Below are 24,782 nucleotides of genomic sequence, written 5' to 3' on the forward strand. Positions count from 1 at the left end.
ACCGAGTTCCAAATGCTGGCTATAGTGCCAGAGAACCGGCGCGCGACGCAATCGGGGTGAAAAAGATGCTAAAGTCGCGGTAACCCCATGATGCGGATCGACGCCATGCAAGCTGCCCCGATACCCGATTTCGACGCCGAGCGCCTGGCCGCACTGCGCGCGATGCTGATCCTCGACACACCGCCGGAGGAGCGCTTCGACAAAGTGGTGCGCTTCGCCGCCGAGGAATTCGACATGCCGATCGCACTACTGACGCTGGTGGACCACAACCGTCAATGGTTCAAGGCGCGCGTGGGGTTGGACGTGTGCGAGACGGGCCGCGATGTCTCGTTCTGCGGCCACGCCATCCTGCAGCAGGACATCTTCGTGATTCCGGACGCGCGCGCCGACCTGCGCTTCGCGGACAATCCGCTGGTCACGGCCGCCCCCAACGTCATCTTCTACGCGGGGGCGCCGCTGCACGCGCCGTCGGGCCATGCTATCGGCACGCTGTGCCTGATCGACCACCGCCCGCGCGTGCTCGACACCACCGAACTGGCGATCCTGTCGACGCTGCGCGATCTGCTGCAGGCCGAACTGACCGGCGAGTCGGCCGATGCCTGACAAACCATCCGGGCCGCTGAACATGCTGCTGGTGGAGGAGCAGCCGCTGCTGCGCAAGACGGTGTCGCTGACGGCGCGCTCGCTGGGCATGGGAGCGGTGCACGAGGCGGCGACCGAGGAAGCGGCCGAAAGGCTGCTGCGCGAACGCGCCTTCGAGGGCGCGGTCATTTCGCTCGATTGCGGCGCCTTCGGCGGCGCCCGGCACAACCTCTCGCTGCTGGACCGCGTGCGCGGCGGCATGTCAGCCAGCGACGCCCGGATACCGATCGCCGTCATGGTCGATTGCCCGACCACGGAACTCGTCAACGAATTGCGCAGCCGGGACGTAAGCCGCGTCATCGTCAAGCCGTTCCGCGCCAAGGTGCTGCTGGACACCTTCGCCAGCTTCGAGCGCAAACCGAAGATCGACTAGGCGACGGGGCGATCCGCGTCGAGCGCCATCTCCCACGTCTCGTTGACCATAGCGTGGCCGAAAGCGCGCACCGGTTCGCGCGCGACCAGCGTATAGCCCTTGGCCAGGTAGATCTGGCGCGCCTCCTTTTGCTGGTCTGTGGTCCACAGGCGGATTTTGCGGTAGCCGGCGCTCCTGGCGAAGCGGTGGCATTCGTCGACCAGCCGCGAGCCCAGGCCGGAGCCGCGCGCCGCCTCCTCCACGAGCAGCAACCGCAGCTTGGCGACACCGTCCTCGCCGCCGCGCGCCACGGCGATCGAGCCGACCCGCTCACCGCCCATCTCGGCGATCCAGCAGTGCTCCAGCGCCGGATCGAAGTGGCGTTCGAAGTCGGCGCAGATCTCGCCCACCAGCTTTTCGAAGCTGGCGTCCCAGCCTTGCGCCGCTGTGTAGATCGCGCCGTGGCGCCGCGTGATCCACTCCATGTCACCCGGTCCATGCGCGCGCAGAACGAATGGCTGGGCGTATTTCAGGCCGCTGCCGGTGTCGAGCAGCTCGCGGATGGTGCGCATCGCTTCGAGCATGCGCAACTGGTCGGGCTCCCCGAGGCGCGACAACAGGTCGCCGACCTCCTCGCGCGAGCGGCGGTCCAGCGGTTCGTACAATGCGCGGCCATGCCGGGTGAGATGCAGCAGCTTGGCGCGGCCGTCGCTGGGCGATGGCACCTTGGCCACCAGCCCCTGGCTTTCGAATTTGGCCAGGATGCGGCTCAGATAACCCCGGTCCAGTCCCAGATCGCGTCCCAGCGTGGATGCCGGCTGGTCGCCCTGGTTGGCCAGTTCGTACAGCACGCGCATCTCGGTGAGCGTGTATTCGCTGTGCAGCAGGCCCTCGCGCAGTACGCCGATCTGGCGCGTGAAGAAGCGGTTGAACGCCCGGACGTCGGCGACGCGGCCGTCAAAAACAGTGTCGTGCATGTTCTTTCCCATCGATGTCGATGGGTCTAGTATGCGCAATATGATTGACTGAGTCAACAATCCGCGTGCCCTGGGGCGAAATGACAGCCTAGGCGATCTGGTAGATATCCTTCGCCACTTCCCGCACATAGCGCAGCAGCAGCGCCGCGCCCGGGGACATCAAATGGCCGTCCACCGTGATGATGCCGAAAGCGTCCATCCGGCACGGCAGCTCGATCGGCAGGATGTTGAGCACTCCCTGCGACTCGTAATACTTGGCCACCGCGATCGGCATCACATTGAGCGCGTCGGTCTGCTGCAGCAGCGGTTTAATCAGCAGCACCGCCGTGGTGTCGACCACGTTGCCCGGCACTTCCAGGCCCGCGCGGCGGAACATCAATTCGCAGCGCGCGCGCAGGATGCTGCCCTGCGGCGGTAGTATCCACGGCTGCCCGGCGATGTCGCGCAGCTGCAGGTTGCGCGCCTTGAGCAGCGGATGGCCGGGACGCACCACCGCGCATGCCGGCTCGTCGCCCAGCTCCTCGTAGGCCAGCCCCTGCGCGCTTTGACGCTCCGGAATGCGGCCGATCATGAAGTCCAGCCGGCCGCGCTGCAACTGCTCGAGCAGGATGTTGGACTGCTCCATCTCGACGCCGATGCGCAGGCGCGGCGACGCCTGCTTGGTGCGCGTGATCGCCTGCGGCAGCAGCGAGATCCCCGGCGTCATGATGGTGCCGATGTCGACCTGCCCGGTCAGCCCGGCCTTGATGGCGACGATGTCCTCGTGCGCCAGCGAGAGGCTGGTCAGCGCCATGCGGGCGTGGCGTATCATCGTCTCGCCGTAAATGGTCGGCTCCATGCCGCGCGGCAGACGGTCGAACAGCTGCACGCCGAGCATCTCCTCCAGGTCCTTGAGCTGCTTGGACGCGGCGGGCTGCGTCATGTGCAAATCTTCCGACGCACGGTGGATGTTGCGTTGTTCGTCCAGCGCGATCAGCAGCAGCAGCTGGCGCGTTTTGAGGCGCGCGCGCAGGAACCAGTTCGAATTAGTATCCATAGGAAAATGATATCACGACGGGTATTGATTTTGCGTCAAAACCCATCGTTTCAATATCACTTGCAAGCCGAACTAGGATTGGCCGCAGGCCCTTCCTTGGTTTGCTTGATGAACGGGATGGTGCCGTCGGCGTTGTACTGGAACTCCTCCACCGCCACCGAGCGACGGTACTCGCCGCCGGTCGGCAGCTTGTCGTTGTGGTAGAAGATGTAGTTCTTGCCGTTGAATTCGACGATGGCCTGGTGGATGGTCTTGACCTTGGCGTTCTTCTCCATGATCACGCCGCCGAACTTCCATGGGCCGATCGGGCTGTTCGACATCATGTAGGCGGTGGTCTCCGGGAAGTCGCGCGAATAGGACAGGTAGTACACGCCCTTGTGCTTGTGCATGTACGGCGCCTCGGTGAAGCGGTCCATGCCCACCGTGTGGATCGGGCCATCGAATTCGGTCATGTTCGGTTTGAGCTTGGCGTATTTGAGTACCGTGTTACCCCAGTACAGATACGCCTGGCCGTCGTCGTCGACGAACACGCCCGGATCGATATCGTCCCACGCGATCGGCGCTTCCAGGGTCATGTCGTTGGTGACCAGCGCCGAACCGCGCGCGTCGACGAACGGGCCTTCCGGCTTGTCGGAGACGGCCACGCCGATGGCGCGGCCGGGGATGGTCGCGTGATCGACGGTCGAATAGAAGTAGTATTTGCCATTGCGCTTGGTGACGTCGGCGGCCCAGGCGTCGACTTTGCCGATCGCCCATTTGAAGGCCGACGGCTTAAGCGGCGAGCCGAGATCCTTCCAGTTTTGCATGTCGCAGCTGCTGTAGACGCGCCATTCCTTCATCACGTAGTCCTTGTCCTTGACGGAGGCGCTGTCGATGCCCACGTACAGGTAGACCGTGCCGCCGTCGACATACGCCGACGGATCGGCGGTGAACAGTTTCGGGAACATCGGGTTGGCCGCTTGCGCGCCGTTCGTCGCGGCAAAAGCCATCCCCGCCGCTGCGATGGCGGCAAATTTCATCAGTTTTGTTTTCAAAGCTCTCTCCAGTAATATCTTATTTTTTAGCCGTCGCGCCGATCGCCATCAGGCGCTGCACGACGCAGAATACAAACAGCAGACCGCCGATGACGATCTTGGTCCACCACGAACTGAGGGTGCCGTCGAAGGCGATCAGCGTCTGGATGGTCCCGAGCACCAGCACGCCGGACAGCGCGCCGGCGACATAGCCGTAGCCGCCGGTCAGCAAGGTGCCGCCGATGACCACCGCAGCGATGGCGTCCAGCTCCGTGCCCTGCGCGTGCAGGCCGTAACCGGACAACATATAGAACGAGAACAGCACGCCGGCCAGCGCCGCGCAAAAGCCGCTGAAGGCGTAGATCAGCACCTTGGTGCGCGCCACGCGCAGCCCCATCATCAGCGCGGACTGCTCGTTGCCGCCGACGGCGTAGATGGCGCGGCCGAACGGCGTGCAATGCGCGACGTAGATGGCGACGGCCAGCATCGCCAGCGCGATCAGCGCGCCCGGCGACAGGAAGCCGCCCAGTACCGGCACCTGCGTCTGCGACATGGCGACGAACAACGGATCGTCGATGGTGATCGAGTTAATGCTGATCAGGTAGCAAAGGCCGCGCGCCAGGAACATCCCGGCCAGGGTGACGATGAACGGTTGCAGCTTGAAATAGTGGATGATGGCGCCCATGGCCGCGCCGAAACCGGCGCCCAGCGCCAGCGAAATCGCGATCACCAGCAGCGGCGGCACATGCCAGGTTTGCAGCAGCCAGGCCGAGATCATCGTCGTCAGCGCCAGCACCGAGCCGACCGACAGGTCGATGCCACCCGACAGGATCACAAAGCTCATGCCGACCGCGATCACCAGCAGGAAGGCGTTATCGATCAGCAGGTTGAACATCACCTGCAGCGACAGGAAACCCGGGTAGGCGGCGCCGCCGGCGACCAGCAGCACCGCCAGCAGCAGCACAGTCACCAGCGAGGTGAAATACGGCGACGACGTCAGGCCACGCGGGCGGGACCGCTTGGCCCCGGCGACGGCGCCGGTCATGACGCTCGCGCTCATGCTGCGACTCCTTTGGAGCGGGCCGGGAAGACGCGGCGCCACATGTTTTTGAATTCGGCCGACTGCGAAATACAGACCAGGAACACGACCACCGATTTGACGACCATGTTCACTTCCGGCGGCAGGCCGAGCGAGTAGATGGTGTAGGTGAGCGTTTGAATGATCAAGGCGCCGATCACGCTGCCGGCCAGGCTGAATTTACCGCCAGCCAGCGAGGTGCCGCCCAGGGTGACGGCCAGGATCGCGTCCAGTTCCAGCAGCAGGCCGGCGTTGTTGGCGTCGGCGCTCTTGATGTTCGCGCTGATCATCAGGCCGGAGAGTCCGGCGCAGGCGCTGCAGAACAGGTAGACGAAGAAGATCAGCGTCGCGGTCTTCAAGCCGGCCAGGCGCGCGGCCACCGGGTTGATGCCGACCGACTGGATGAACAGGCCGAGCGCCGTCTTGCGCATCAACAGGAACGTCACGACGAAAACGGCGGCGACGATGTACAGCGAAAACGGCAGGCCAAACAGATACCCGCTACCGAGGAAGAAGAACGGTTCGTAGTAGACGGTGACGATCTGGCCGTCCGTCAGCAACTGCGCCAGGCCGCGCCCCGCCACCATCAGGATCAAGGTGGCGACGATGGGTTGCAGGCCGAGGCCCGCGACCAGCACGCCGTTCCACGCACCACACAGCAACGCAGCGCCCATGGCGGCGCCCAGCGCCCACACCATCGGCGTGTTGGCGACGTATTCGGGCACGCCGTTGTTCATCACCATGGTGCCGCCGATAAGCATCGAGGCGACGGTGCCGCTGATGGCGACCACAGCGCCGACAGAAATGTCGATGCCGCGCGTGGCGATGACAAGGGTCATGCCGATCGCGGCCAGCGCCAGCGGCGCCGCGCGGTTGGCGATATCGATCAAGCTGCCGTACAGGTGGCCGTCCTTGATCTCGATGTGGAAGAAGCCGGGGATCAGCAACAGGTCGATCAGCAGCAGGATCGCCAGCGCCGCCAGCGGCCGGAAAAGCGGGTGCCGCACCATGCTCATTTTGGTCGAGTCGCTCATTTCGCGTGCGCCCCTTCCGCCGCGATCACGTGCAGCACCGAGGTTTCATCGAGTACGCCGCGCGGGTACTCGCCGCCGGTTTTACGGTCGCGCATGACGACGATGCGGTCGCTGCAACGCAGCACCTCCGGCAGCTCGGACGAGATGAACAGGATCGACATGCCCTTGCGGCACAACTTGACCACGTAATCCATGATCTCCTGCTTGGCGCGCACGTCGATGCCGCGCGTCGGCTCGTCCAGGATCAGCATTTTCGGTTCGGTCGCCAGCCAGCGCGCCAGCAGCACCTTTTGCTGGTTGCCACCGGAGAGCGTGCCGATGGGCGTCTCGATGCTGGCGGTCTTGATGCCGAGCGCCTTGACATATCCTTCCGCCAGTTGCTGCTGGCGTTTGAGCGGGATCGCACGCGTTAAGCCCATGCGGGCTTGCAAGGCAAGAATGACGTTTTCGCGCACCGACAGGTCGAGGATCGCGCCTTCGTGCTTGCGGTCTTCCGAACAAAAACCGATGCCGGCGGCGATGGCGTCGCGCGGCGAGTTGAAACTGCGTTCCTTGCCGTCGATGGTGATGGCGCCGCTGTCGGCCTTGTCGGCGCCGAACAGCAGGCGCGCCGCCTCGGTGCGGCCGGAGCCCAACAGGCCGGCCAGGCCAAGCAGCTCGCCCTCGCGCAGCTCGATATCCATCGGCGCCAGCGCGCCTTTGCGGCCAAGGCCGCGGGCGCTGAGGAATGCCTTGAGTTTCGATGGCGCTGCGGCGGGGGCGGCATCGTTCACAATGGCGGGTACGGCGGTGAAGGCATCGGGCGTGGCAGCGGCCGGCGCGCCGACCATCTTGTTCACCAGTTCAAGCCGCGACAGATCGGCGCAGGCGTACTCCCCCTCCCGTTCGCCGTTGCGCATCACGGTGATGCGGTCGGAGATCGCATAGGTCTGGTCGAGGAAGTGGGTGACGAACAAAATCGACATGCCCTGCCCGCGCAGGCCGCGCAGAACGCTGAACAGCAGGTCGACCTCTTTCTCGTCGAGACTGGAGGTCGGCTCGTCGAGGATCAACACCTTGGCCGACACCAGCAACGCGCGCGAAATCGCCACCATCTGCTGGATCGCCAGCGGATAGTGCGCCAACGGCATGGTCACGTCGATGCGGATTTGCATCCGCTCCAGCAGCTCGGCCGCCTGCTGCTGCATGCCGCGCCAGTCGATGCCGCCGAACTTGCGCGGATAGCGGCCGATGAAGATATTCTCCGCCACCGACAGGTTCGGGCACAGGTTCACTTCCTGGTAGACGGTGCTGATGCCGAGGTTCTGCGCATCGAGGGTCGACGCCGGGTAGATCGCTTGGCCATCGAGCAGGATCTCGCCATGGTCCGGCGCGTACACGCCGGTCAGCACCTTGATCAGCGTCGATTTGCCGGCGCCGTTCTGCCCCATCAGCGTATGCACCTCGCCCGGATACAGTTTCAGCGCGACGCCGCTCAGGGCTTGCACGCCGGGGAAGGCTTTGCTGATGCCGCGCAGCTCCAGCACCGGCGCTGTCGAAGACGCGGCTTGCGCTAATGTACTCATCGCGGCAGGCTATCAGTATTTGCGGTTCGGGAATTCCTTGGCCGCCACCTCGGCCGGGAATACGCCCTCTTGCACCGTGATGCGCTTGGGTACGGGCTTGTTGGCGGCGACGTCGCGCGCGATCTGCATCAGCTGTGGTCCGAACAGCGGGTTGCACTCGACGGTCACGTTCATCTTCCCGGCGACCATCGCCTGGAAGGCGCCGCGCACGCCGTCGATCGAGACCACCAGGATATCCTTACCCGGCTTCATGCCGGCTTCCTCGATCGCCTGGATCGCGCCGATGGCCATGTCGTCGTTATGCGCGTACAGCACGTTGATCTTCTTGCCCTCTGCCTTGAGGAACGCTTCCATCACTTCCTTGCCCTTGGTGCGGGTGAAGTCGCCGGTCTGCGAGCGGATGACCTTCAGCTTCGGGTTGGCGGCGATGACTTCGGCGAAGCCCTTCTGACGGTCGATCGCCGGCGCCGAGCCGACGGTGCCCTGAAGCTCGACGATGTTGAAGGTGGCGTCGGGCGTCTTCTTGGCGCGCTCCAGCAGCCAGCGCGCGGCCAGGCGGCCCTCTTCGACGAAATCGGAACCGATGAAGGTCACGTACAGCGACGGGTCGGTGACGTTGACGGCGCGGTCGGTCAGGATGACAGGAATTTTCGCGGCCTTGGCTTCGCGCAGAACCGTGTCCCAACCCGATTCGACCACCGGCGAGAACGCAATGATATCGACGCGCTGGGCGATGAACGAGCGGATCGCTTTGACCTGGTTTTCCTGGCGCTGCTGCGCGTCGGCGAATTTGAGGGTGATGCCCTCCTTCTTGGCGGCGTCCTTGATCGAGACGGTATTGGCGGTGCGCCATTCGCTCTCTGCGCCGACTTGCGAGAAGCCGATGACCAGCGGTTTGGCGGCGAAGGCCGGGCCTACGCTACCGAAGGCGGCGACGATCGCCGCAGCGACGCCGGCTTTGAGTACGGTTCTGCGATTGCATGTCATAGCAAGGTCTCCAGATTAGATTTTTATATACTTATTAATCACATACTATGAGAAACACAAATATCTATCCAATGATATTTTGGTCAACTACGATATCGATTTCGGTATCAGCCAAGCTTCATAAGTTATAGCTCAACGCAGCAGCCGGAGGCCGTACAAGCCGCCGGCGGTGGAGCCGCTGCGTGCCACGAACTTGACCACCAGTTTCCCGCCAGCCGCCGCGACCATCGCCGGTGCGATCGGGTACTCAACTGTGTACAGCTCCTGCGCGGCCTTGGCGTCCAGCGCCACCTCGGCCAGCAACTGGCCGTTGACCAGGATATCGAACCTGCGGCCGGCGTCCCCTTTCGAATATGTCAGCAGCAAAGCGCGGGCCTCCGACTTTTTGTCGGTCAGGTCGTAGCTGAACCAGCTTGTCGCATGGCGCCAGCGGCGGCCCTTGGCCAACCCGGATTCGCCGCCTTCGGCCTTGAAGAAGTGGTCCGACTCCGGCTGCTGCTCGCCCGGCGCTACTTGGTCGATGGTGCGCGCATCCAGTTCCAGCCGCGCCGCCTCGTCCTCGGCGGCCTTGGCGCGCGTGGCCGCCAGATCCGCCGCCGTCGCATACGGCCAGTAAACCATGTAGCGGGAATCGTGCACGCGGAAGAACGGCACGAAGGTGGTGCCCTGCTTGCCATCCTTGCCGTCCACCAGTCCGGGCGCCACGAACGTCAGCGCCCTGCCCGATACCGGCTTGAATCGGCCTGCAAAGGCGGGACTGTCGTCGACCAGCACCGGCGCCGTTTGCAAAGGGCTCACAGGCCCGGAGGCGATATGGCCCATGCGCGAGTCGTCGGCCAGGAAATTGAGCTTCTCGTCCGGGAACGGGTTGGTCTTCGCAGCCAGCACCACGGGGCCGTGCAGCACCGCGTAGTAGTTGGATTTGTCCGGCATCTGTTCGAGCCGGGTCGTCATCGGAAGTGCGATATCGACCTTGTCGCCGTCGCGCCACTGGCGGCGGACGCTGACATAGCGGTCGGCGCCGATGCTGGCGGCGACCTGCTTGCCGTTGACGGCTACGCGCAGCGCCCCGGGCGCCACCCACTCCGGATAGCGGATTTTCAAGGTGAAGGTCTTGTTGCCCTTGACCGTGATGGTGCTGCTGCCTTCATCGGGGAAGCGGTTGGACTGGCGGATGGAGACGCCCTGCTCGCGCCAGTTCAAGGTCGACGGGATGAACAGGTTGACGTACAGGTTGTCGCCGCGATGCGCGTAAATGAACTCGCCGTACTTGGCGTGGCTCTCGAGCCCCGAGCCCACGCAGCACCACATGCCCTGCTGCGGCTGCGAATAGACGCGATAGTGGTTCGGCCGCATCGGCGTGAAGTAGACAAAGCCGCCGCTGTGGGGACGCTGCGATCCCAGAATATGGTTGTACAGCGCGCGCTCATAATAATCGGCGTAGCTGCCTTTCGCGTCGCCGAGGAACAGCAACCCGGTGAGCTTGAGCATATTGTAGGTATTGCAGGTCTCGGGGCCTTCGACTTCCTCGATCATCGACGAGAAGTCGTTCTGGTCGTGGAAGTGTTCCTTGACGCTGTTGCCGCCAATGGCGACGGTGCGGTGATCGTGCACGGTTTGCCAGAAAAACTGCGCGGCCTTCTGCCAGTCGCGCCGGCCGGTGATGTCGCCGATGCGCTTGAAGCCGATGACTTTCGGGATTTGCGTATTGGCGTGCAGGCCGGTCAACTGGTCCTTGCCATCTTCCAGCGGGCGCAGAATGGCCTGGTGCGAAAAGCGGATCGCCAGGTCCATGTATTTTTGCTGGCCCGTCATCTCGGAGACGTCGGCCAACACTTCGTTCATGCCGCCATGCTCGCAGCGCAGCATGTTCTGCATCTGTTCTTCGCTCAGGTGCGAGATCAGCCCGATAGTCCAGTCGCATAGCGCGATCAGCATCGCGCGAGCATCCTGGTTGCCCGCGTAGACGTGGGCGTCGCGCAAGCCGGCGTACAGCTTGTGCAGGTTGTACCAGGGGACCCATTTGCCGTTGACGGAGAAACCGTCCGCCTGGAGTTTGCCTTGCGCTATATCGCGCCATGCGGCGGCGCCGCCCGGCACGCCGCCGATGTAGCCGTCGCCGTTGCTCGCCTGGCAGCGTTGGAGTTCGGCCACGAAGTAGTTCAGGCGCTTGAGGACTTCTTCATCACCGGTGGCAGCGGACATCAGCGCCAGCGCGGTCAGATAGTGACCGCCCATATGGCCATCCAGTCCTGTCGACTCCCAGTTGCCGTAGCTGGCCTCTTTCGGCTTCAGGCCGGCTTCGCGCAGGAAAGGCGCGAGCAGGCGGTCCGGGTTCAGCGCCATAATGTAGCGCAGGTCGGTTTGCTGGGCTTCCAGGAACGGGCTGGCGGTCAGACGCACCGCCGACAGCGGGAACAGGCGTAACGGCGCCTTGTCAGCCACCGTTGCGGCGGATGCAGGCGTCGCCGCGCCGGCCATCGGTGGAACCGCTGCGGCGGCCATCGCGCTGGCGGCATAGCGCAAGGTGCGCCGGCGCGCCGGCTTGTGGGTGGCCGCCGCCATTATTTAGGCGGCAGCTGCATGCTGCGGTATTTGTTCAAGTCGGCCTGGTCAACCGCCGGCCACCCGTTCGCATCCCATTTCATTTCCATGATTTTCAGCTTTTGCAGGTAGTTGTCGGCGGTCTCGTAGGCGTGCAGCACCAGGTAGTCCTTGCCGTCCATCGTGTAGGCGCTGTTGTGGCCGAGGCCCTTCCAGTCCTTGTCGCCGGCGATCAGCAGCGAGCCGCCGCCCTTCATCATGTCCACGCCTTTTTTGTCGACGTAAGGACCGGTCACCGATGTCGAGCGGCCCACGACGACGTTGTAGGTACTGTCGCCTTTGCGGCAGCACAGGCCGAACGATGCGAACAGATAGTAGTAGCCATTCTTCTTGAAGATGAACGGCGCCTCGATCTCGCCCGGCCCGGCCTCCGTGCCGGCCGGCGCGTCGACGTTGGCGGTCCGGCTGGCGATCGAATGCCATTCCTGCGGCTCGGCCAACCCGGTCCAGGCGTCGTTCAGCTTGACCAGTTTCAGTCCGCTCCAGAAGGAGCCGAACGACATCCAGGCCACGCCTTTTTCATCCTCGATGATGTTCGAATCGATGGCGTTCCAGTCGTCCCGCAGAGGCACCGACTGCAGCACCATGCCCTTGTCTTCCCACCGGTAGTCGGGGGAGCGGGGATTGAGCGTCTTGTTGACGGTGACGCCGATACCCGACGTGTTTTTACCGAATCCGGACACCGAATAGTACAAATAGTATTTACCGTTATGGAACTGCACGTCCGGCGCCCAGATATGGCCGTCGAAGGTCGGCGCCGCGCGTTTGGCCCATGACGGCTGGTCCTTGAACACCCGGCCTTCCAGCTTCCAGTCCTTCATATTGGTCGAACTGTAGAAAGTGATACCGGGCCCCGTGCTGAAAACATAGTAGGTATCGCCTTCCTTGGCCATCACCGGATCGTGCACGCTGACTTCCTTGGCGGTGCACGCAGACAGGACGGCGACGCCCAACACCAAAGCCATCGTCGAAAAAATATGCTTCATCTACAACCTCGATTGACTATGCGAGGCCACGCCGGGCGCGGCCTCGCGGGCTTACGGCTTACTCCACAGCGACCACGATAACGGCCTTGGCCGGGATCTTGACCGTCAGCTTGCCATCGGCGCCGGCGGTGGCGCTGAATGGCGCCGGCTTGATCGCCTCCGGCGACTGGAAGCTGTTATGCGTGTCCATCGCGGCGGACGTCAGCACCCGTCCGTTGACCGATTTGATGGCCTGGCCCGGAACGTCCACGGCGATTTCCGCTTCCTTGGTCGGGTTGGTGTTGACCAGCGCCAGATACAGCTTGCCGTCCTTGGCGCGGGCGGCCGAAGCGCTGATCTCCGGGATGCTGCTGCCGTTGTACGAATACTGCGGATTATTCGTCAACTTCAGCGGCAGCGAAGTGGCGTCCTGGAACGGCACATACATCTGGAACGCGTGGTAGGTCGGCGTCAACACCATCTTGTCCTTGTCGGTGATGATCATCGCCTGCAGCACGTTGACCATCTGCGCGATGTTCGTCATGCGCACGCGATCGGCGTGGTCGTGGAAGATGTTGAAGTTCAGCGCGGCCACCACCGCGTCGCGCAGCGTGTTTTGCTGGAACAGGAAGCCGGCGTTGGTGCCCTTCTCGACGTCGTACCACGTGCCCCACTCGTCGACCAGGAAGCCCAATTTTTTCTCGGGATCGTACTTGTCCATCACCGCCGTATTGTTCTTGATGAAGCCATCCATCTTGATCGTGTTGGACAGGGTCGAGAACCACTGGTCTTCCTTGAAGCCGGTCGCCATCCCCTTCACTTCCCACTGGCCGGTCGGGATGGTGTAGTAGTGGAAGCTGATGCCGTAGGTCTGCTTCTTGAGCTCTTTACTCAGCGTTTCGGTCCAGGTGAGATCGTGGTCGTTGCCGCCGCTGGCGATCATCTTCGGGCGGTACTGCGGTGGCGCGCGCAGGAAGGTTTCGACGTTCTTGTACAGGTTCGCATAATGTTGCGGCGACATGTTGCCGCCGCAGCCCCATGCCTCGTTACCGATGGCGAAGTAGTCGACCTTGAACGGCTTGTCACGGCCGTTTTTGCGGCGCAGCTCCGCCAGTGTCGACTTGCTGTCGGAGGTCATGTACTCGACCCATTCCGACATCTCTTGCGCGCTGCCGGTGCCCAGGTTGCCGTTGACGTAGGTCTCGGCGCCAAGCTGCTCGGCCAGTTCGAAGAATTCGTGGGTGCCGACGGCGTTGTTTTCCTCCACACCGCCCCAGTTGGTGTTGACCTTGACCGGACGCTTCTCGCGCGCGCCGATGCCGTCGCGCCAGTGGTATTCGTCGGCGAAGCAGCCGCCCGGCCAGCGCACCAGCGGCACGTGCATGGCTTTGAGCGCGCCGACGACGTCCTTGCGCCAGCCATTGACGTTCGGGATCTTCGATTTAGGACCTACCCAGATGCCCTCGTAGATGCCGGTACCCAGATGCTCGGCGAACTGGCCGTAGATGTTCTTGTTAATGACCGGACCAGGCTTGGTCGTGTCGATCGTCACGCCGACAGGCGCGGCGAGGACGGCGCCCGACGCCACCAGGCACAGGGTGAGAACTGCACGTTTGATGTGATTCATTGTAAATCTCCTGATTACTGTTTTATTGTTATCACGAAGCCGCCATGCGGCTTGATGGTTACTGCTGCTTTTTTGCCACCGGCGATCTCGCGTTGGCTAAAACTCCGTTCGCCCTCACCGTCGGCGATGATGGTGCCCAGCTTGCCCCCGGCGAAGGACAGGTCCAGTGTCAGCGCCTTGTCGGATTCGGTGGCGTTGATGCCGGCGATGTACCAGGTGTCGCCGGCGCGGCGCGCGATCACCGCGTATTTGCCGGGGAAACCGTCGACCAGGCGGCTGTCGTCCCAGCTGCGCGGCAACTCCTGCAGGAAGCTCTTGACATAGGCCGGCACGGTCGCCATCCCCTCCGGTACTTCGGCGAAGTGCTGAATGCCCGACACGTACAACACCGACGTCGCCAGTTCGAAGCCATTGCTGCCGGTGCGCTTGATCTTCGGGATGTCGCCGAACACCATCGGCGTGAAATCCATCGGGTCGAACAGGTTGCGGGCGAACGGCATCATCGCCGCGTGGGTCGGCATCTTGTCCTCGTCGGCCTGCTCGAAGGTGGTGAACTCCATGCCGCGCACCGCTTCCATCGTCATCAGGTTGGGCCAGGTGCGGGTCCAGCCGCGCGGCAAGGTGGCGCCGTGGAAGTTCACCAGCAGGCCGGCGGCCGCCGCGTCGTTCAAAATGTCGACGTAGTAGGCGATCATCGATTGCGCGTCGCCGTTGAAGAAGTCGATCTTGACACCCTTGACGCCCATCTGGCGCAGGCGCTTGAACTCGGCCACGCGCTGCTCGTGCGTCAGCAGTTTGCCCTTCGGCGAATACTCGGTCGAGTTCCACGCGCCGGACGAGTTATACCAAACCAGGACGCCGACGTTTTTGGTCGCGGCGTAGTCGGCCAGTTCCTTCATTTTCTCGTAGCCGATCTTGCGGTCCCAGTCGGCGTCGACCAGCGTGTAGTCCCACTTCATGTCGGCGGCGTAGTCGATGAACTTCTTCTGCACGTCGTAGACGGTGGCGTCGTCCTTCAGCAGCGCCCAGCTCCAGGACGCGTGGCCCGGCTTGACCAGCTGCTTGTCGAACGCGATCGCCGGCGCCGCCAGGTCGGTGCCCAGGGTCGAGCCGACCACGGTCGACAGCGAACCAAGCGCCATCAGGCGCCATGGCGAGGTCAGTGTGCCTTCGACATCGGCCAGCAGGCCGCGATCGGGATAGACTTCTTCCTTCATCGGATTTCCGATGCTGTATTTACCGCCTTTGGACTCCGGCGCCAGGCGCGAACCCTGGAAGCTGCCGTCCATGCCCGCTTCCGAAATCGCCAGCCAGTTGTCGCCCGCGTTGAACAGCGCCGGGAACACCCAGCCAGCCGGCGATGGCGATACCGTGCCGACCGGGATGTCCATCTGATAGTGCTCTTCGTAGGATGGATTGGTCCGCCCCCAGCCGGTTTGCGCAACCGCGATCGGCTGCAGCCAGGCCTTGGCCGACGTCGGCAGCGCGAACGTGGTGCGTTCCTGGATCAGTTTTTTGCGCGGCAGCGACGGCTCGGCGACGATGTAGCGGAAGGCGACGCCGTCGTTCGACACGCGGAAGACGATGTCCATCTTCTGCTTCCGCGCGTTCTGCACGGAGTAGGTTTGTTCGTTGGCGCTGTAGGTGATGTCACGCTTCTTACCCGTGGCCATCTGGTATTTGTCGGTGACGGTACTGACCTTGGAGCTGGCGGCGATCGTCAGCGCGCCGGCCAGATCGGCGCCTTGCAGTTGCAGCCCGAGCTCGGAGGCCAGCAACACCGGCTTGCCGTCACGGGAAACCGTATAGGTCAGGGGTTTGCCGGGCGACTCGTTCAGCTGGACGCTGATGTGGCGATCGGGGCTCGTCAACGCGCCGGGGGAAGCCGCAAAGGCGGTAGACGCGGCTGTGGCGCCCACCGCGACCGCGGAGATAAATTTATTCACCATGTTCTCACCAATTTTTTAGGGTTATGTAGCCCCGCCACCTCTAAGGGTGGTGTCTCCGGGGCGGCGAACGGTGTTGCTGGTCCTTCTACTGCGTTACAACTTAAACCCATCCTCCATCGACGATGAATTCCTGCGCCGTGCACATGGCGCCGTCGTCGGCGGCCAGGAACAGAATCATCGACGCGATATGCTGCGGCATCAACTTGGTGGGCATGCACTGGTTACGCTTGATATCCTGCTCGCCCGCTTCGTCCAGCCACAGGTCGATCTGGCGCTGGGTCATCACCCAGCCCGGCGTGACGGTGTTGACGCGGATGCCGTGGGCGCCGAATTCGCGCGCCAGGCCACGGGTCAGGCCATGGGTCGCCGCCTTGGAGGTGGCGTACACCGGATAGCCGGCGTTCTTGACCTGCCACGAGATCGAGCCGACGTTGATGATCGAGCCGGCGCCCTTTTCCTTCATGCCCTCGAAAACCGCCTGGCAGGTGAAGAACATCGGACGCTGGTTGATGGCGATACGCTCGTTCCAGTAGTCGACGGTGACGTCCTGGGTTGCATGGCGCTGGTCGTTGGCGGCGTTGTTGACGAGGATGTCGAACGAACCGATGATGCCGGCCATTTCGGCCATCGTGGACTGCAGGGCTGGGATGTCGGTGATGTCGCACACGCGGAACTCCGGCTCCGGGTAGCCTGCTTCCTTGACGCGGCGAACCAGCTCCAGGCTGGCGTCGCGGGCGATGTCGACGAAGGCGACCTTGGCGCCCTGCTCGGCGAAGGAAATCACCATCGCCTCGCCGATGCCGGTGCCGCCACCGGTAATGAACACGCGCTTGCCGCGCAGGCTGGCGAATTTAGCCAATTGGGTCATACAGTCTCCGTTGTTTTTATAGACGAAAGCCCCGCCGTGGCGGGGCCGGTACAGCCACCACAAATCACTTGTGGTTCAATTCACCTTCAAGGCGTCGCCAAGGCGCGCCGCCTTCGTCGCGCAGCACTTGCGGCAGCAGCTGCTGCGGCAGGTTCTGGTACGAGACGGGGCGCAGGAAGCGCGTGATCGCGCCGGTGCCGACCGAGGTGCTGCGGCCATCCGACGTCGACGGGAACGGGCCACCGTGCACCATGGCGCTGCACACTTCCACGCCGGTTGGGTAGCCGTTGGCCAGGATGCGGCCGACTTTACGCTCCAGCACCGGCAGCAGCTGCGCCGCGGCGTCCAGGTCCGCTTCGTCCATCAGCAAGGTGGCGGTCAGCTGGCCTTCCAGTTCCTCGGCGATCTGGCGCATTTCGGCGATGTCCTTGCAGGCCACGACCAGCGAGGCCGGGCCGAATACTTCCTCCGACAGGACATGCTGATCCAGGAATGCCGCGCTGCTGGTGTCGAACAGCGCCGGAGCGGCCTTGCCTTCCGACTGCGGCGCCAGCGCCAGCGTGTTGACGTCGGCGTTATCGGCCAGCTGGGTGATGCCGCGCTTGTAGCTGCCGGCGATACCCGGCGACAGCATGGCGCACGCCGCGCCGCCCGCAAGCGCCGTCGACGCGACGGCCTTGAAGCGGTCCAGGTCCGGACCGGCGATGCCGATCACCAGCCCCGGGTTGGTGCACATCTGGCCCACACCCAACACCAGCGAGGCGGAGAAACCAGCGGCCAATTCCTCGGCGCGGGTGGCCAAGGCCTTCGGCAGCAGGAACACCGGATTGATCGAGCTCATTTCGGCATACACGGGGATCGGCACCGGACGCGCGGCGGCCACCGCCATCAGCGCGAGGCCACCGCCACGCGAGCCGGTGAAGCCGACCGCCTTGATGGCCGGATGACGCACCACTTCCTGGCCGATCTCGTTGCCGACACCGGTCAGCAGCGAGAACACACCGGCCGGCAGGCCGCAGATCTCGACCGCCTTGACGACGGCGCGGCCAACCAGCTCCGACGTGCCGGGGTGGGCGAAGTGCGCCTTCAGCACCACCGGGCAGCCGGCGGCGAAGGCCGACGCGGTGTCGCCGCCGGCGACGGAGAACGCCAGCGGGAAGTTACTGGCCGAGAAAACGGCGACGGGACCGAGGCCGATCATGCGCATGCGGATATCGGGACGCGGCGGCGCGCGCTCCGGCAGCGCCTTGTCGATGCGAACATCGTTCCACGAACCTTCGCGCAGCAGGTTGGCAAACAATTTCAACTGGCCGACGGTGCGGCCACGTTCACCTTCGACGCGGGCGCGCGGCAGGCCGCTTTCGGCCATCACGCGTTCCACCAGCACATCGCCCAGGGCCATGATCTGTTCACCGATGGTTTCCAGGAACACGGCGCGCTTCTCGTCGCTCAGCGAACGGAAGGTGTCGAAGGCCGCTTCGGCCAGGCGGCAGGCCTGGTCGATCTGATTGACGTCCGCCGTCGTGAACTCCGGGTCCATCGACTGCTGCAGCGATGGATTGTAGGCGCGGAAGGCGGCGCCGGTGCCTTTGACGGCCTGGCCGCCAATCAGCGAATCGCCGGTGATGATCATAAGCTTTTTACTTTCGCGACTTCGGTTTTGTACACGGTCAGCTTGTTGCGCAGCGCGGGACCGAACTGCGGCGAATCGATCTCGAACGTTTCGCCCGGCTTGACGACGATGTTATCGGCCACGCTCAGGGTGGCGGTGCCGAAGAAGTGGATATGCACATCGCCGGCGCGCTTGAACAGCGGGTATTTGAAGTGGTGGTGTTCCAGGTTGCCGATGGTGTGCGACATATTCTGCTCGCCGCTGAAGAACGCCTTCTCCCAGCGCACCTGGCCGTCGACGTCGTAGATGCGCGACGTGCCCTGGATATTGGCAGGCGCCTCGCCGACCAGCAGCGCCGGGCCAAGGCCGCAGGCGCGCAGCTTGGAATGCGCCAGGTACAGGTAGTTCTGACGCTCGGTCACGTGGTCCGAGAACTCGTTGCCGATGGCGTAGCCGACACGGTAAGGCTGGCCGTCGTCGCCGATCACATACAGGCCGGCCACTTCCGGCTCTTCGCCGCCGTCGAGCGCGAAATCGGGCATGCTCAAGTCCTGGCCGCTGGCGGCCACGATCGAGCCGTCGCCCTTGTAGAACCATTCCGGCTGCACACCGGCTTCGCCGGCGGCAGGCTTGCCGCCTTCGACGCCCATGCGGAACATCTTCATGGAGTCGCTCAGGCTTTCGACGTCGCCGCCGATTTTCTTGTGCATGGCGTCGCGGGTGTCGGCGCTGCCCAGGTGGGTCAGACCGGTGCCGGTGACGTAGGTGTGGGCGTCGTCGGTGTGATCGAGTGGCGCCAGCAGACGGCCGCTTTCGGCCACTTCGTCGAACGACGCGGTGGTGGAGCCGACCGATTGCTCGGCCAATTGGGCCAGGCCGATCGCGGTGCGGATCGATTGCTGCGCCAGCGCGTAGGTGGTGTTAAAGCCATCGATGACGCGGATGGTCTTATCTTCCAGCACGCCGATCTGGCGCGCGCCTTGTTCGTTCTTGAATTGTACGAGTAGCATGGTGTCTCCGATATTATTAGTGCGAGTGGCGAGGAACAGCCGAACCGCGATTCCCGACCAGGAAATCGAAGTCGCAACCTTCATCCGCTTGCAGCACGTGTTCGATGTAGAGCTGCTGGTAGCCGGTTTTCGGACCCGGCGCGCTGCCCGGCACGCGGGCGGCCTGGCGTTCGGCCATTTCGGCGTCCGAGATTTCCAGGTTCAGCAAACCGCCTGCGCAATCGAGCGTGATCCAGTCGCCATCCTTGACGATGCCCAGCGGGCCGCCGGCCATCGCTTCCGGCGCCACGTGCAGCACGACGGTGCCGTAGGCGGTACCGCTCATGCGGGCGTCGGAGATGCGAACCATGTCCTTGACGCCGGCCGCCAGCAATTTAGGCGGCAGGCCCATGTTGCCTACTTCTGCCATGCCGGGATAACCTTTCGGGCCGCAGTTCTTCATCACCAGCACCGAGTTGGCGTCGACCACCAGGTCCGGATCGATGATGCGGCTCTTATAGTGTTCGAAGTCCTCGAACACGACGGCCTGGCCGCGATGCTGCATCAGTTCCGGCGTCGCCGCCGAAGGTTTGAGCACGGCGCCGCGCGGCGCCAGGTTGCCGCGCAGGATGCAGATGCCGCCATCCTTGAGCAGCGGCTTCTCCAGCGGACGAATCACTTCGTCGTCGTAGATCGGCGCGTCCTGGCAGTTTTCCCAGATGGTCTTGCCGTTGACGGTCAGCGCGTTCGGGTTGGGCAGCAGCTTGCCCTCGCCCATGCGGCGGATCACCGCCGGCAGGCCGCCCGCATAGTAGAACTCTTCCATCAGGAAGCGGCCCGACGGCAGCAGGTCGACGATGGTCGGCATGCCGCGGCCGACGCGGGTCCAGTCTTCCAGTTCCAGGTCGACGCCGATACGGCCGGCGATCGCCTTCAGGTGGATCACGGCGTTGGTCGAGCCGCCGATGGCGGCGTTGACGCGGATCGCGTTCTCGAAATTCTCCTTGGTCAGGATCTTCGACAGCTTCAGGTCTTCCTTGACCATGTCGACGATGCGCATGCCCGACATGTGGGCCAGCACGTAGCGGCGCGCGTCGACGGCAGGAATGGCGGCATTGTGCGGCAGCGAGGTGCCCAGCGATTCGGCCATGCAGGCCATCGTCGACGCCGTGCCCATCGTGTTGCAAGTGCCGGCGGAGCGCGAGTGGCCCGCTTCGGCCGCGAGGAAGTCGTGCATGCTCAGTTCACCGGCCTTGACCTGCTCGTGCAACTGCCAGACGGCGGTGCCGGAGCCGATGTTCTTGCCGTTCAGCTTACCGTTCAACATAGGGCCGCCGGTGACGACGATGGTCGGGATGTCGACCGAGGCGGCGCCCATCAGCAGCGCAGGGGTGGTCTTGTCGCAGCCGACCAGCAGGACGACGCCGTCCATCGGATTGCCGCGGATGGATTCTTCGACGTCCATGCTGGCCAAATTACGGGTCAACATGGCGGTGGGACGCAGATTAGATTCGCCGTTGGAGAAGACCGGGAATTCGACCGGGAAGCCGCCGGCTTCGAGGATGCCGCGTTTGACGTGTTCCGCCAGTTTGCGGAAGTGGGCGTTGCAAGGGGTCAGCTCGGACCAGGTGTTGCAAATGCCGATGATCGGTTTGCCCTGGAATTCGTGATCAGGAATGCCCTGATTTTTCATCCAGCTGCGGTACATGAAACCGTTTTTGTCTTGGGAGCCGAACCATTCGGCGGAGCGCAGCTTTACCTTCTTGTTGTCGTTGTCAGACATGCAATTCTCCTCAGTATTTTCCTGTGCGGGGACGTGAATGTCATGCCCCCGCATCGATAAAGCATACTAAGATGGACTGAGATATCTTTCCAATAAATTATTAATCAACTTCGATATCAAAACCGGTATCACCGGCCGGTTTTCGCCGCCCTACGCGTCGGTACTGAAGCGGTAAGCCATCACCGTCGAGTATTCCTGGCCCGGACGCAGGATCGTCGACGGGAAGTCGGGGCGGTTCGGCGAATCCGGGAAATGCTGCGGTTCGAGGCAGAACGCGCTGCGATAGCGGTAGATCTGCCCTTTTCCGGCCATCTTGTCATTCATGAAATTCCCGCTGTAGAACTGGATGCCCGGCTCCTGGCTCCACACCTCCAGCACGCGGCCGGAGGCCGGATCGCGCACGCGGGCCGCCATCTCCAGCGCGCCCGGCTTCGTTTTTTTCAGCACGAAGTTGTGGTCGTAGCCGAAGCCGTTGCGCAATTGCCCGTCATCCTGGTCGATACGCTCGCCGATCGCGTGCGGCGTGCGGAAGTCGAACGGCGTGCCCTCGACCGGCGGCAGATCGCCCAGCGGGATCTGCACGGCGTCGATCGGCGTGTAGGCGTCGGCCACGATGGTCAGCTCGTGGCCCAGGATATCGCCCTTGCCGGCCAGGTTGAAATACGCATGGTTGGTCAGGTTGACCGGCGTCGCCTTGTCGGTGATGGCGTGGAAAGCGATACGCAGTTCGTTATCGTTGCGCAGCTCATAGATGGCGGTGACTTCGAGGTTGCCGGGATAACCCTGCTCGCCGTCGGCGCTGACATAACTGAGTATCAGGCCCGCCGAATTCGGGGTGGTGAAGGTTTCGCCGGTCCACAGGCGGCGGTGGAAGCCGTCGATCCCGCCGTGCAGGTGGTTGACGCCGTTGTTGACGTCCAGCGCGACGGTCTCGCCATCGAGCGTGAAGCGGGCGTTGGCGATGCGGTTGCCGTAACGGCCGATCAGCGCCCCGAAGTAATGGGATTCGCCCATGTAGGCGGCGACGTCGTCGTAACCGCAATTGACATCGGCCAGCGTGCCGCTGCGGTCCGGCACATGGATTTCGGTGATGGCGCCACCCAGGTCGATGATCTTGACGATCATGCCGTTGGCGTTGGTCAGCGTGTAACGGGTGACGTCGCGGCCGTCGGCCATCTGGCCGAACGGAGATTCAGTGATCGAGGCTTGCATGATATGGCTTTCAGCTTTCAAATGAGTCGGCGGCCGGGGGGAATGAACCCGCCGGCCGCCGCGATTATTCCTTGGCGGTCGCGCAGCGACCGGCCGCACGGACCGGGTTTAAGCGATCGACGGCTTTCCGAAGACCGGCATGCCCTGCCCGTCCCATTTGAGCGGCTTGACATAGGTATGACGGTCGGGATTCCACAGCGGGTCGCCGATAATCTCGGTGTAGGTCCTTGCATGATAAACCAACATGACAGTTTCGCCATCATCGCCGATGGTGAAGCTGTTATGTCCCGGGCCGTAGACGCCGTGCTCGAAGCAGGTTTGCAGCACCGGTTCCTTCAGTTTGGTCCACGAGGACGGGTCCAGCAGGTCGGCGTTTTCGTCCGCCCACAGCAGGCCCATGGCGTAGTTCTCGTCGGTGGCGCTGGCCGAATAGCTGATGAAGATCTTGCCGTTCTTTTTCAGCACGGACGGACCCTCGTTGACCCAGAAACCGCGGATCTCCCAGTCGAATTCCGGCTTGCTCAGCATGACCGGCGGGCCGCCCAGCTGCCACGGGGTTGTCATCGGCGCGATGTACAGGTTGGAGTTGCCTTCGATGGCCACGTCCTTCTGCGCCCACAGGTAGTACAACTGGCCGTTGTGGGTGAAGGTGGTGGCGTCCAGGCAGAAGGTGTCGACGCCGGTGTCGATCTGGCCCATGAACTCCCACTCGCCCTCCAGCGGATTGGCGTTCTGGTTGCGGATCGCGTACATGCGGTGCTGGAAAAGCTTGTGCTTGATCTCGCGGCTGGGCGCGGCGGCGAAGTAGACATACCAGGCGCCCTGGTTGAAGTGGATCTCCGGCGCCCAAACCAGTTCGCTGTACGCGCCGGTCTCCGGCTTGAACCAGACGTCGACCTTTTCGGCGTCGACCAGGCCGGCGATGGTTTTCGCGCGGCGCAGTTCGATGCGGTCGTACTGCGGCACCGAGGCCGTGAAGTAGTAATAGCCGTCGCTGTGGCGGATGATAAAAGGATCGGCGCGCTGTTCGATCAGCGGCTGCAGTACGTCTTTGCTTTCCATTGCTTCGTTTTCCAAAAAATTAGACTGCCACATAAGAATCGGCTCCCATTTGCTTCTTCACTTCCGTGTAATACTCGTCGGTCACCCGGTATTTGAACATCAAAAGTCCCATCAAGGTATGGAAGAAACCGGGGATCAGGGTCATCATCAGCACGATGCCGTGCAGCGCGAACGCGGTCTGCTCGTGGTTCGGCTGATACTGGAAGTACGTCAGCAGGCCGCCGGCGAGCGCGCCGGCCACGCCCATGCCGGCCTTCTGGCACACCGAGATGCCGCCGAAGGCGAAGCCGGATACGCGCTTGCCGGTCTTGACCTGGCCGTAGTCGATGGTCTCGGCGATGGCCGACCAGAACACCGGCGCATGCAGGTCCACCACGAACGACAGCACGAAGTACAGCACGAACGCCAGCATGATGTCGCCCGGCTTGACGAAAAAGTAGATCGCGGCGCTGATCACGCCCACGGCGATCTGGCTCCAGCGGAACAGCTTGACCTTGCAATAGAACTTGGTGATCCAGGTCGAGGCGATCATCGACAGGATCGCGGCGACCACGCCGATCGACAGGAAGGTGGCCACGGTGGCGGTGCCGCCGCCCAGATAGTATTTGACGTAATAGATCGCCGCCGTCGCGCGCAGCACATAGCCGATGGTGCCGGTCACGCACACGCCGCACAGGATCAGCCACTGGTCGTTTTGCAGCAGCACCTTGAGCTGCGCCCACAGCGACTGGCGCTGCACCACGTGGATCACGCGCTCCTTGGTGGTGAAGAAGCAGAACAGGAACAGCGCCACGCCCATCGCCGCCATCACCGCCATCGCCGCCTGGTAGCCGGTGGCCGCGTTGCCGCCGCCCCAGCGCTCGGAAAGGACGGGAACCACCACGGTCACCATGAAGGCGCCGACCTTGGCGAAGAACAGGCGGTAGCCGTTGGCCGACAGGCGCTCCTGCGGATCGTTGGTCAGGCTGCTCGGCAGCGAGATGTAGGCCACGCCGACGCCGGAGGTCATGACGGTCATGATGATGTAGGTCGAATAGGCCCAGACCAGCTTCGCGTCGTAACCCCAGTCGGGCGTGGTGAAGACGAAGAACACGCTGATGCCGTAGGGGACGGCGAGCAGCAGCAGCCATGGGCGGTAGCGGCCCATGCGCACGCTGGCATAGCGGTCGGTGAGTTGGCCCACCACCAGGTCGGCGATGGCGCCGACGAATTTGACCACCAGGAACAGCAAGGCCAGGTCGGAGGTCTTCAATCCATAGATATCGGTGTAGAAGAACGTGATGATCAACATCATCGACGAAATCACCACGTTCAACGCCATGTCGCCGGCGCCAAAGCCCACTTTTTCCAACAGCGATAATTTTTGATTCGACATTTACGACCTCTTAAAAATGCAGCTATCCCGCAGAAGCGGGATAGTTTTTAAC

General features: G+C 63.3%; 20 protein-coding genes. 2 read left to right on the plus strand and 18 right to left on the minus strand.

Going from position 1 to position 24,782, the window contains the following annotated elements:
- Positions 1–105: 105 nt before the first annotated feature.
- On the plus strand, positions 106–603 hold the full coding sequence (locus BMX85_RS02495; RefSeq protein ID WP_090315164.1) for a GAF domain-containing protein: 498 nt from the start codon (positions 106–108) through the stop codon (positions 601–603).
- Positions 596–1,015, plus strand: coding sequence for a response regulator (locus BMX85_RS02500; protein WP_090314100.1), 420 nt, complete (start codon positions 596–598; stop codon positions 1,013–1,015). The genes BMX85_RS02495 and BMX85_RS02500 overlap by 8 nt, the downstream gene beginning before the upstream one ends.
- Here the strand turns inward: BMX85_RS02500 and BMX85_RS02505 are convergent.
- From BMX85_RS02505 to BMX85_RS02590, 18 genes are all read right to left on the minus strand, one after another.
- Complete coding sequence (locus BMX85_RS02505; protein ID WP_090315166.1) at positions 1,012–1,971, minus strand: bifunctional helix-turn-helix transcriptional regulator/GNAT family N-acetyltransferase; 960 nt, start codon at positions 1,969–1,971, stop codon at positions 1,012–1,014. The two genes, BMX85_RS02500 and BMX85_RS02505, sit on opposite strands and share 4 nt — an antisense overlap.
- An 88-nt stretch (positions 1,972–2,059) precedes the next feature.
- Entirely contained in the window at positions 2,060–3,007 is a 948-nt protein-coding gene (locus tag BMX85_RS02510) for a LysR family transcriptional regulator (protein WP_090314101.1), read from the minus strand.
- A 56-nt stretch (positions 3,008–3,063) separates the two neighbouring features.
- The gene (locus tag BMX85_RS02515; protein ID WP_229210254.1) at positions 3,064–4,041 is read right to left on the minus strand and encodes a glycoside hydrolase family 43 protein; all 978 of its coding nucleotides are present in this window, start codon (positions 4,039–4,041) and stop codon (positions 3,064–3,066) included.
- A 19-nt stretch (positions 4,042–4,060) separates the two neighbouring features.
- Positions 4,061–5,065 (minus strand): galactofuranose ABC transporter, permease protein YjfF, encoded by a 1,005-nt coding sequence (gene yjfF / locus BMX85_RS02520; RefSeq protein ID WP_090315168.1) that lies wholly within the window; start codon positions 5,063–5,065, stop codon positions 4,061–4,063.
- Positions 5,066–5,076: 11 nt separating this feature from the next.
- Positions 5,077–6,132, minus strand: a complete 1,056-nt coding sequence (locus BMX85_RS02525; protein ID WP_229210255.1) for an ABC transporter permease — start codon at positions 6,130–6,132, stop codon at positions 5,077–5,079.
- Positions 6,129–7,697 carry a sugar ABC transporter ATP-binding protein gene (locus tag BMX85_RS02530; protein WP_090314103.1) on the minus strand — a complete coding sequence of 523 codons (1,569 nt, stop codon included), beginning with the start codon at positions 7,695–7,697 and terminating at the stop codon, positions 6,129–6,131. The genes BMX85_RS02525 and BMX85_RS02530 overlap by 4 nt, the downstream gene beginning before the upstream one ends.
- 12 nt (positions 7,698–7,709) lie before the next feature.
- Positions 7,710–8,684: an ABC transporter substrate-binding protein gene (locus BMX85_RS02535; protein ID WP_090314104.1), complete on the minus strand. Its 975-nt coding sequence runs from the start codon at positions 8,682–8,684 to the stop codon at positions 7,710–7,712.
- A 132-nt stretch (positions 8,685–8,816) separates the two neighbouring features.
- Positions 8,817–11,249, minus strand: coding sequence for a glycoside hydrolase family 127 protein (locus tag BMX85_RS02540; RefSeq protein WP_307172632.1), 2,433 nt, complete (start codon positions 11,247–11,249; stop codon positions 8,817–8,819).
- Positions 11,249–12,274, minus strand: coding sequence for an arabinan endo-1,5-alpha-L-arabinosidase (locus BMX85_RS02545; RefSeq protein ID WP_090314105.1), 1,026 nt, complete (start codon positions 12,272–12,274; stop codon positions 11,249–11,251). Before BMX85_RS02545 ends, BMX85_RS02540 begins: the two co-directional genes overlap by 1 nt.
- A gap of 58 nt (positions 12,275–12,332) precedes the next feature.
- Positions 12,333–13,880, minus strand: a complete 1,548-nt coding sequence (locus BMX85_RS02550) for an alpha-N-arabinofuranosidase (RefSeq protein WP_090314106.1) — start codon at positions 13,878–13,880, stop codon at positions 12,333–12,335.
- 14 nt (positions 13,881–13,894) lie between these two features.
- Complete coding sequence (locus BMX85_RS02555; RefSeq protein ID WP_229210256.1) at positions 13,895–15,751, minus strand: glycoside hydrolase family 97 protein; 1,857 nt, start codon at positions 15,749–15,751, stop codon at positions 13,895–13,897.
- A gap of 178 nt (positions 15,752–15,929) precedes the next feature.
- A complete protein-coding gene (locus BMX85_RS02560) occupies positions 15,930–16,697 on the minus strand; it encodes an SDR family NAD(P)-dependent oxidoreductase (protein ID WP_090314108.1) in 768 nt (255 codons plus the stop codon).
- Between the two features lie 64 nt (positions 16,698–16,761).
- Entirely contained in the window at positions 16,762–18,330 is a 1,569-nt protein-coding gene (locus BMX85_RS02565; protein WP_090314109.1) for an aldehyde dehydrogenase (NADP(+)), read from the minus strand.
- Complete coding sequence (gene araD1, locus BMX85_RS02570) at positions 18,327–19,319, minus strand: AraD1 family protein (protein WP_090314110.1); 993 nt, start codon at positions 19,317–19,319, stop codon at positions 18,327–18,329. Before araD1 ends, BMX85_RS02565 begins: the two co-directional genes overlap by 4 nt.
- Before the next feature lie 16 nt (positions 19,320–19,335).
- Positions 19,336–21,081, minus strand: a complete 1,746-nt coding sequence (locus tag BMX85_RS02575) for an IlvD/Edd family dehydratase (RefSeq protein WP_090314111.1) — start codon at positions 21,079–21,081, stop codon at positions 19,336–19,338.
- A 150-nt stretch (positions 21,082–21,231) separates the two neighbouring features.
- On the minus strand, positions 21,232–22,293 hold the full coding sequence (locus BMX85_RS02580) for an aldose epimerase family protein (RefSeq protein WP_090314112.1): 1,062 nt from the start codon (positions 22,291–22,293) through the stop codon (positions 21,232–21,234).
- A 108-nt stretch (positions 22,294–22,401) separates the two neighbouring features.
- Positions 22,402–23,355, minus strand: a complete 954-nt coding sequence (locus BMX85_RS02585) for a glycoside hydrolase family 43 protein (protein WP_090314113.1) — start codon at positions 23,353–23,355, stop codon at positions 22,402–22,404.
- A gap of 19 nt (positions 23,356–23,374) precedes the next feature.
- Positions 23,375–24,730: an MFS transporter gene (locus BMX85_RS02590; RefSeq protein WP_090314114.1), complete on the minus strand. Its 1,356-nt coding sequence runs from the start codon at positions 24,728–24,730 to the stop codon at positions 23,375–23,377.
- Positions 24,731–24,782: the final 52 nt, after the last annotated feature.

The sequence above is a fragment of the Duganella sp. CF517 genome (assembly GCF_900110275.1).
Classification (GTDB): domain Bacteria; phylum Pseudomonadota; class Gammaproteobacteria; order Burkholderiales; family Burkholderiaceae_D; genus Rugamonas.